This window comes from Oceanicella sp., from assembly GCF_056449545.1.
In genome coordinates this window covers 1-9,421 of the sequence record NZ_JBWOMN010000106.1, presented here as the reverse complement: position 1 = coordinate 9,421, position 9,421 = coordinate 1, and the positions used below count along the sequence as shown (strand labels likewise).

The following is a 9,421-nucleotide window of genomic DNA, read 5'->3' as shown; positions in this document are numbered from 1 at the left end:
CGCCGAGCCGCGCCAGCGCCCCGGCGATCTGCCCGGGGCGGAGCGCGCGATCCGCGCTTGCCGGATCCATGGCCGCGGGATCCATGGGCGCGGGGGGCGGGCGCGGGGCGCGGGGGGCGGTCGGGGGCGCCGCCGGGGTCATGGTCGCCGTGGCGCGCAGCGGGCCGTCAACCGCGATCACCTCGGGCACGATCTGCCCGGGGCAGAGGCCGCGATCGCCCCGCGACAGCCCGGCGGCGGCGCGCAACAGATCGAGCGCCGAGAAATACAGATCCTCGTGCAGCGCCTCCGCGAGGCTGAGGCATTCGTGGCCCACGGGCAGCGGCGCGTCTTGCAGCGGCGCCTCGATGCGCAGCGTCAGGCGGTCGAAATGCGGCCCCGGCCCGCGCCAGTCGCGCCTGCGCAGCGCGTCGATCATGGCGTGAAAACAGGCGTCGAGCCCGGAGTCCAGCGGCCGGTCCACGCAGGGGCGCGCGGCCCCGGGCGGGGTGATCCGCAGCCAGCCGCAGGCGGAAAGAACCGGCGCGCCGCCGGGCCCCTCGCGCCATCGATTGGGGGCGAAGACCCGCGCGGCGCGGCGGCTGGACGCCCCCGCGCCGATCTCCCCCGCGCTGATCTCCCCCGCGCTGATTTCCCCCGCGCTGATTTCCACGTCGTACCAGGCGGGCGCGTCGCGCGGCCCGGGCGGCGCGGTGTCGAGCCGGACCGGACAGGGGGCCATCTGCAGCAGCGGGTGGCATTCCAGCGCAAACCGCCGCGGCGGCGCGCCGTCGACGGCGGGGCAGCGGATCACCGCCGATCGCGCGCCCGCCAGCGGCGATCCCGACCCCGGCGACTCGCCCATGGCCCAGTGCAGCAGCGGCTTCAAGGCGGCGCGCAGCACCGGCTCGAAACCCGCCGCGCGCAGGGCGGCGGCGGCGCGGGCGCGGGCGGCGGGGGGATCGAAGCTCCAGATTTCCACCCTTGCGCCGAGCGGGGCGGCGGCGATGACCCCGGCGACCTCTCCGGCCAGCGAATCGCCCGCGTTCAGGTCCAGCAGCACGGTGTTCGCCGGCCTCGCCGCCGGCCCGGCGGGGCGAAGCGTCCGCCCGGGCGGCGACGGCGGCGTCCGCGTCATGCGAATCGTCCCCTGCCGCGGCGCGAGAGGCGATATCGCCCTGGCGCGACAATTCGCGCCTGTCCGCGGCGACGGCGGCGAAGCATCATAAACTCCACGCGAATATGAATGATCGCCGGACATTTCCGCCCGGTTTGTATGGGAATGGCACAGTGGTGTGCAAAAACGCTTCCGATGATGCCGTTCCCTTCGCGTGTCTCGCGCCGCAGTCGGCGAATTTCTCTATCTGCGGAGTGGTTTCCAAGCCGCCATCTCCTTTCGCGCCGGTTAATAGTTAATGACAGGACCCGCCCGAAGCTGCTAGAAAAGCGGCGGTGTAATCATATGTGGGAATCACCATGTTGAAAAAAACTGCTACGGCGTTGGCCCTCGCGGCCTTCGCGGCGCTGAGCGTCACAGGCGCTTCCGCCGCAACATTCTTTGGTCAAGATCAAATCGTTGACCCCAACGATTCGGCGACTTGGACCAATTCCAAGAACGCACGCGCGAGTTTCCTTTCGGGACTTGTGGGCGTCGGATCCGAAGATTTCGAATCCTTCTCTTCCGGACAGGTCGCGCCGCTTGCGATTTCCTTCCCGGGGTCGATCGGCAGCATCACGGCCAACTTGCTCGGCAGTCAACAGGTGCTGTCGTCGCCCGACGGTCAGGGCCGGTTCAACACGACCGAGGACGTGGCCCAGAACAGCAACTACTGGCGGGTCCGCACCAGCCAGAATTTCGAAGTTCAGTTCGATCAGGAAGTGGCGGCCTTCGGGTTCTACGGCACCGACATCGGCGATTTCGACGGTCAGCTTGTGCTCACGGCCTTTGATTCGGGCGGGGTTCAGAACGGTCAGTGGACCATCGGCGCCGCCAACAGCGCCAACGGCAATCTGCTGTTCTGGGGCGTGACCCGCACGAACAATCCGTTCACGCGCCTGAGCTTCACGGTCACCGGCAACAATGACACCTTTGGGTTCGACGACTTCATCGTCGGCGATCTCCAGCAGGTCTCGGTCGACGTGCCGCTGCCCGGCGCCGGTCTGCTGCTGATCTCGGGCATCGCCGGTCTTGCCGGCATGCGCCGCCTGCGCCGCAAGGCCTGAACGCCGATCCATCACGGCTGAAAGCTTCAAGGGGACCGCCTGGCGAAAGCCGGGCGGTCCCTTTCCGTTTCGATCCCCGCCGCCGCCGCCCTGGCCGCGCCATCGCGCCCGTCTCGCCCTTGCCGTCATCGGCGCCTTCCGGTAGGTCTGGACGAAACGGTGGGCTTGAGGCCCGCTTGCAATCGGAACATCGATCATGGCGCCTGGAAACAGCGCAGCATCCGCTCCCGGGCGCGCCAATGGCGCCGGGACGGCCAGCGACGACGACAGGACTCCGCCGCGATTTGCGGCGCTCGATCTCGGCACCAACAATTGCCGGTTGCTGATCGCGCGCCCGGACGGCGCCTATTTCACCGTCATGGACGCGTTTTCGCGCAATGTCCGGCTTGGCGAATGGGTCGAGCAGACCGGCGTGCTGTCCTCGCCCGCCATGGACCGCACCATCGACGCGCTGCGGGTCTGCGCCGCCAAGATCCGCCGCCACGGCGTGCGCTCCACCCGAATCGTCGCCACCGAGGCCTGCCGACGCGCCGCCAACGGCCGCGAGTTCCTGGCCCGCGTGCGTCGCGAGACCGGGCTGCACATGGAGCTGATCACCACCGAGCAGGAGGCCCGCCTGGCGCTCGCCGGCTGCGCGCCGCTGCTCGATCCGGAGGCCGAGCACCTGATGGTGTTCGACATCGGCGGCGGATCGACGGAGCTGATCTGGATCGACCTGGCGGGCGCCGACCTTCACAGCCGCGAAGACATGATCATGGCGCTGGCGCCGGGCGCCGGGGGGCGGGACCGCTCGAAAATGCGCCGCGAGGCGCGGGCGCGGGTGGTGGACTGGATCTCGGCGCCGCTGGGAGTCGCGACCCTGCATGACAAATTCTCCGACGTGAAGGACGATCGCAGCCGTTACGCGCTGATGGCCTGGTTCTTCGAGGAGCACATCACCGGATTCGGCCCCTATGACGACGAATTCAGCCAGGCGCGCATCGCGCGGCTGCAGATCATCGGCGCCTCGGGCACCGTCACGACGCTGGGCGCGATCCACAAGGGGCTGCTGAAATACGACCGCACCAAGGTGGACGGCATGTGGCTGGCCACGGCGGACGTGGACCGGCATGTGTCGCAGCTGATCAATCTGGGGCTGGAGGGGCGGCGCGCCCATCCCGGGGTCGGCCCGGACCGGGCGCAGATGGTGATCGCCGGGGCGGCGATCCTGCAGACCATCCTGCGGCTCTGGCCGGTGACGCGGATCCGGGTCGCGGATCGGGGGCTGCGCGAGGGGCTGCTCTACAGTCAGATGTGGTCGGAAAGGACGCGCGGCGCATGAAGGGCGGTCGGGGCAAATCAGGTTCGGGGTCGGGTTCGGGTTCGGGGACGGGCCCGCGGCCCGGCGAGCGGCGCAACCAGCGCGGCGACACCGATGCGGCGAGCCGGGGCAAGACTTCGGGGCGCGGGCAGAGGGAATTGAAGACCCGGGTGAAATCCGCCAAGGGGCGCAAGCTGGCCTCGACCCTTTGGCTGGAACGCCAGCTCAACGATCCCTATGTGGCGGCGGCGCGGCGCGACGGCTATCGCGGGCGCGCCGCCTACAAGCTGCTGGAGATCGACGACAAGATGCGGTTCCTGAAGCCGGGCGCGCGGGTCGTGGATCTGGGCAGCGCGCCGGGGGGCTGGCTGCAGGTGGCTGTGGCGCGGGTCAACGCGCTGGGCGCCAGGTCGGGCAAGAAGGTCGGGACCGTGCTGGGGGTCGATCTGCAAGCCGTCGAGCCGCTGCCGGGGGCGGCGTTCCTGCAACTGGACTTCCTCGACGAGGGCGCCGATGATCGGGTCAAGGCGGCGCTGGGCGGCCCGGCGGACGTGGTGCTGTCGGACATGGCGGCGTTCGCCTCGGGGCACCGCCAGACCGACCATCTGCGCATCGTGGCGTTGTGCGAGGCTGCGGCGCTGTTCGCCCATGACGTTCTCAGCCCCGGCGGCGTGTTCGTCGCCAAGGTGCTGCTGGGCGGCGCAGAGGGCGAATTGCTGGCCGGGCTGAAGCGGGATTTCGAAAAGGTGTCCCACGTGAAGCCGCCGTCGAGCCGCCAGGACAGCGCCGAGATGTACATGATCGCCGCCGGTTTCCGGGGACGGCCAGAGCCCGACGCCTGATCCGGCCCCCGGCTCGGCCCCCGACTTGGCCCCCCGGCCTGGCCCCCGACTTGGCCCCCGGCCCGGCCCCCGACTTGGCCCCCGGCCCCGGCCCCCGACTTGGCCCGGAAAACGGCCAGATGCCCGGCCCGGTCCCGCGAAAAGGGCCGGCGCCTGAACTGGCGAAAGTCAGGCGTCGGGCGTCAGCGCGATGAAGGCGTCGGTCAGCGCCTCGGATCGGGATTGGTCCTCGAAGGGGTGGGTCAGCCGCAGGGCCTCCAGCGACGAGCCATGGCGGCGATGCACCTCCGGGGGCAGGATGCGCCGGGCCTCGGCCTCGTCGCCCATCTCGATCAGACAGGCGGCGCCGAGCAGGCGCGAATACACCCAGTTCGGGCGCAGGCGGATCGATTCCCGTGCGAATTGCAGCGCCTCGCCGGGGTTGCCCACGGCGAAATGCGCCAGCGCCTTGCTGCGGATCCAGGCCGGCGCGTTGGGGTCCATGGGGCTGGCCGTCAGCGCCAGGTCGGCCCAGTCGCAGGCCTCGTCGCAGGCGCCGTCCAGCGCCAGAAGCCGGGCGATCTCGCCCTTGGCGGGGGAATAGCTGGGCAGCAGCTTCAGCGCATGCAGCTGGTGGCCGCGCGCGTCGCTGCGTTCGTGCAGCATCGCCACCGCGGCGCCGAGCGTGTGATGGGACAGGGCCTCGTCAGGGGCGTCGCGCACCGCGCGCAGGGCGATCTCGCGCCCGATGAACAGCGAATCCCGGGGCGCCTCGGTCCAGCCCATCCAGCATTCCATCAGATGCGTCGAGGCCAGCAGGCACAGCGCCGCGCAATCCGACGGATGGCGCTCCAGCGCCCGCCCGGTCAGATCGCGCGCCCGGATCAGACCGTCGCGCCCGCCATGCCAGAACAGGCGCCGGGCCCGCATCAACGCCCGCCAATAGTCGAAATCGTCGTCGTCCACGGCGTCGAAGTCGTCGGGGCGGGCGGCCTCGGCCTGCATTTCCAGATTCAGCAGCGCCGGGGACAGCGCCGCGGCGATCTGGCGCGCCAGCGCGATCAGCGGCGGAATCTCGCCGCCCGGCGGGGCCGTGATCCTGCGCATGAGCACCACCGCCCCGTCATGCCGGCGCGAGACGCTGACATTGGCGGCGGGCAGCCCGTCGCGCCACTCCAGCCGCAGCATGGCCACGTAATCGATCATCGCCGCCATGCCGGCGCGGTCCATGGCGGCGGTCAGCAGTTCGTCGCAGGTCTGGATGCGCATCCAGCTGGACCCGGCCATGTTGGCGACGGTGCGTTCGGCCAGATCCTGCGCCTGATCCTGTTCGCCGGGCGCGCCGCCGCCGCGCGCCCTGACGGCGATCAGCGGTCGCTGCGACAGGGCGTCCTCGCGGCTGCGCGCCGGGCTCGGGGCCACCGCCGCAGGGTCCGCGCGCCGGGTCGGGCGGGACTGGTCCAGCAGCGCCTCCAGATCGATGCCGGGCGGCTCGCCGAGCTCCTCCATGAACAGGTCGCGGCAGCGGTCGATCTGGGCGCGGGCCAGCGCGATCCGCCCGCAGGAGGCGTGAATGCGGATCAGCGCCGCGTGCACGTCCTCCTGCAACGGATCGATGCGCAGCAGCACATGCGCGGCGGCGATGGCCCGGTGCAGCCTTTCGGCGCCCTCGTCCAGCAGCATCAGCCGCAGCAGACCGTCGAGGGTCAGGGCCTCCAGCCGGCTGTTTTCCTGCGCCACCCAGTCCTGGAACGCCATTTCCGACACCGAGAGCGGCCCCAGAAACGCCCCGCCGCACAGGTCCAAAAGCGCCGCCAGCCCGTCCACCCCGCGCGCCGCCGCAGCGGTTTCCAGCCTCAGCGCGTCCACATCGACCGCGTCCTTGCGCAACGCGATGCGCCCGCCCCGCGCAATGATGGCCTGGTCGAAGGCGGGGCCGAGCGCGCGGCGCATGCGGCGCAATTCCTGGCGCAGGCAGGTGCGCCCCTTGTCCACCGGGCTGCGGCCCCAAAGCAGATCGACCAGCATGTCGCGGGTCGCCACCTGTCCCGGCTGCAGGGCCACGAAGGCGATCAGCGCGATGCTCTTGACGCCGAGCGCGGGCATGGCCTCCTGGCCGGCGATGCGCAGGATGCCCGCCCCAAGCGTGGTGAGCAGCAGCACCGGCGCCTTGTCCGCGTCCTCGACTTTGTCATCTTCGGGCGCATCCGGCGTCGCGGCGCAGGGTTCGGGCGAAAACGGGGATGACAAGGCGGGCGAAATGGGCGAGGATTCGGGCGCTGCGTCACGGGGCGCGCCGGATTTCGGTTTGGAGGCCGGGCCGGAGGTCGACCGGGAGGCCGTTTCAGACGCCATGTCAGGCGTCGGGCCTGCGATCGGATCGGCGGCATGCCGTCTGGCCATCTGGTCTATCCCCCGCAGCGTATTGGCTTTGGGTAAGCCTAGAGTTCAAAAGAGGCAAAAAGGCGCCTGATCTGAAAAATTTATCACGATCCTGTCACAAAAATGCGCATGCCGATCCGGATCCAGCCTTGCGCGCTGAGATCGGAAAGCGCCGCGCCCGCATCCCGGCTGGCCGGCGGCGCATGTCACCGCGCCAATCCGGCAAGCCCTGGCGCATTGACCACGCCGCGTCGGGCTCAGCCAGAGGACTCAATATGTTACGTGATTCAATCCTGTCCGCGAAATGCCGCAACCTGACGGATCGCGGCGCGGCGCGACGCGGCGGAGGCCGGGCGTGAGCGATCCCCTGGGCCCTTTCGCCGGCGATTTCACCGCGCCCCATGGTCTGCCGCCCTATGGCGCCGAGGGCGGCGGACCGATCGGGGCCGCGCGCTTTCCGGCCCTGTTTCGCGCCGCCATCGCAGCTCATGACGCGGAGGTCGCCGCCATCGCCGCCAGCGCGGCCCCTCCGGATTTTGACAACACCATCGCCGCGCTCGAGACCGCCGGACGCCCCCTGCGCCGGGTCGCGGGCATGTTCTACACGCTTGTGGGCTGCTGTTCGGACGACGCGATGCGCGCCGCCGAGCGCGAGGTCGCGCCGCTGCTCGCCCGCCATCACGCGCGGATCTGGATGGATCCCGGCCTGCTGGCGCGGGTCGAGGATATCTGGGCGCGCCGCGACGCGTCGGGGCTCGACGCCGAGGCGCTGCGGGTGCTGACCCTGTATCGCCGCGACCTGCTGCGCGCCGGCGCCAGGCTGGACGCCGATGCGCGCGCGCGCATGAGCGCCATCATGGAGGAGCTGGCGAGCCTCGGCGCGGCGTTTTCCCAGAACGTGCTCGCCGACAGCGCCGGATGGGTGCTGTCGCTGGGCGCGGGGGACATGGCGGGGCTGCCGGATTTTCTCGTCGAGGCCGCCGCGCGCGCGGCGCGGGATCGCGGGCTGGAGGGCCATGCGATCACCCTGTCGCTGTCCTCGATCAACCCGTTCCTGCAGTTTTCGGAGCGTCGCGATCTGCGCGAGACCGCGTTCAAGGCTCTGATCGCGCGCGGAACCGGGCGCGGCGCGGGGGGCGCCGACAGCGACAATTCGGCGATCATCGCCCGCATCGTGGCGCTGCGGCGCGAACGCGCGCGGCTGTTGGGCCACGATAATTTCGCCGCGTTCAAGCTGGCGCCGCAGATGGCGGGCACGCCTGACGCGGTGCGCGACCTGTTGATGCGGGTCTGGGTCCCGGCCAAGGCGCGCGCGGGCGAGGAGGCGGCGAAGCTTGCCGCGCTGGCCGCCGAAGCGGGCGCCAACATCACCCTGGAGCCCTGGGACTGGCGGTTCTGGTCCGAAAGGCTGCGCCAGCGGGATCATGATCTCGATGAGGCGGCGATCAAGCCGTATTTCCAGCTCGACGCCATGATCGGCGCGGCGTTCGACTGCGCCAACCGATTGTTCGGGCTTGAGTTTCGCGAGCTTCACGGCCTGACCCTGCATCACCCGGACGCCCGGGCCTGGGACGTGACCCGCGACGGGCGCCATGTGGGGCTGTTCGTCGGCGACTATTTCGCCCGGCCCTCGAAGCGCTCCGGCGCCTGGATGTCGGCGCTGCGCGACCAGGAGCATTTCGACCCGGCGGTCGGCGAGATCCGCCCCATTGTGCTCAACGTGATGAATTTCTCGCGCGGGGGCGAGGGCGAGGCGACGCTGCTCACCTATGAGGATGCGCGCACGCTGTTCCATGAATTCGGCCATGCGCTGCACGGGCTGATGTCGGAGGTGCGCCACCCGATGGTGTCGGGGACCCATGTGGCGCGGGATTTCGTCGAATTGCCGAGCCAGTTGTTCGAGCATTGGCTGTCCCGGCCCGAGGTGCTGGCGCGCCACGCGCTGCATCATCGCACCGGCGCGCCAATGCCCGCAGATCTGTCGGCCCGGCTGCTGGCGGCGAAGAATTTCAACCAGGGGTTCGCCACCGTCGAATACATCGCCTCGGCGGTGGTGGATCTGGAGACGCATCTCGCCGAGGCGGTCGAGGATTTCGACATGCAGGCGTTTGAGGCGGCGGCGCTGGAGCGGCTGGGGATGCCCCGCGAGATCGTCATGCGCCATGCCAGCGCGCATTTCCTGCATGTGTTCGAGAGCGACGCCTATTCCGCCGGATATTACAGCTACATGTGGTCCGAGGTGATGGACGCGGACGCTTTCGGCGCCTTCGAGGAGGCGGGTGACGCATTTGATCCTGAGGTCGCGGCGCGGCTGGCGCGCTGCATCTACGCGGCGGGCGGGCGCCAGGATCCGGCCGAGGCCTATCGGGCGTTCCGGGGCCGTGATCCGGAGGTCGCGGCGCTGCTGCGCGGACGCGGGCTGGACGGCGCCGCGTGAAGCCGGCGGGCGGGCCCGCGACCAAACGGAGCGCGCCTGCGGCGCGCATTCCCCTTGCTGACTGGCGCCCGGCGGCGGCGTTTCGGTGAAGCCTTCGGCGGCGCGGCGGGTTTGGCGCCGGGCGGCGAAGGTCTTTCCCGTTCCGGCGATCAGGTCCGGCGGCGGCGGGGCTGCGCCTCGGTCAGGCGGCGGCCCCGCGGCGGCGGCGCCGGGGCGCGGGGGGGGCGGGGGCGGCGGCGGTGGGGAGCACCAACGTGGCGCCGGGCACAGCGCCGAGCG

5 protein-coding genes and 1 pseudogene are annotated in these 9,421 nt (G+C 70.7%); 4 read left to right on the top strand and 2 right to left on the bottom strand.

What is annotated here, in order from left to right:
* Window positions 1-1,042, bottom strand: a pseudogene (locus AC1HC7_RS13980) (hypothetical protein); the annotation flags it as partial.
* Window positions 1,043-1,455: 413 nt separating this feature from the next.
* Here AC1HC7_RS13980 and AC1HC7_RS13975 point away from each other — a divergent pair.
* From AC1HC7_RS13975 to AC1HC7_RS13965, 3 genes are all read left to right on the top strand, one after another.
* Window positions 1,456-2,202: a VPLPA-CTERM sorting domain-containing protein gene (locus AC1HC7_RS13975; RefSeq protein ID WP_479498336.1), complete on the top strand. Its 747-nt coding sequence runs from the start codon at window positions 1,456-1,458 to the stop codon at window positions 2,200-2,202.
* Window positions 2,203-2,398: 196 nt separating this feature from the next.
* Entirely contained in the window at window positions 2,399-3,523 is a 1,125-nt protein-coding gene (locus AC1HC7_RS13970) for a Ppx/GppA phosphatase family protein (RefSeq protein WP_479498337.1), read from the top strand.
* A gap of 149 nt (window positions 3,524-3,672) precedes the next feature.
* Window positions 3,673-4,344: an RlmE family RNA methyltransferase gene (locus AC1HC7_RS13965; protein WP_479498338.1), complete on the top strand. Its 672-nt coding sequence runs from the start codon at window positions 3,673-3,675 to the stop codon at window positions 4,342-4,344.
* Window positions 4,345-4,512: 168 nt separating this feature from the next.
* Here AC1HC7_RS13965 and AC1HC7_RS13960 read toward each other — a convergent pair whose 3' ends face one another.
* Entirely contained in the window at window positions 4,513-6,573 is a 2,061-nt protein-coding gene (locus AC1HC7_RS13960) for a BTAD domain-containing putative transcriptional regulator (RefSeq protein ID WP_479498339.1), read from the bottom strand.
* 487 nt (window positions 6,574-7,060) lie between these two features.
* Between AC1HC7_RS13960 and AC1HC7_RS13955 the strand changes: the two genes are divergently transcribed.
* Complete coding sequence (locus AC1HC7_RS13955; protein ID WP_479498340.1) at window positions 7,061-9,142, top strand: M3 family metallopeptidase; 2,082 nt, start codon at window positions 7,061-7,063, stop codon at window positions 9,140-9,142.
* Window positions 9,143-9,421 lie beyond the last annotated feature (279 nt).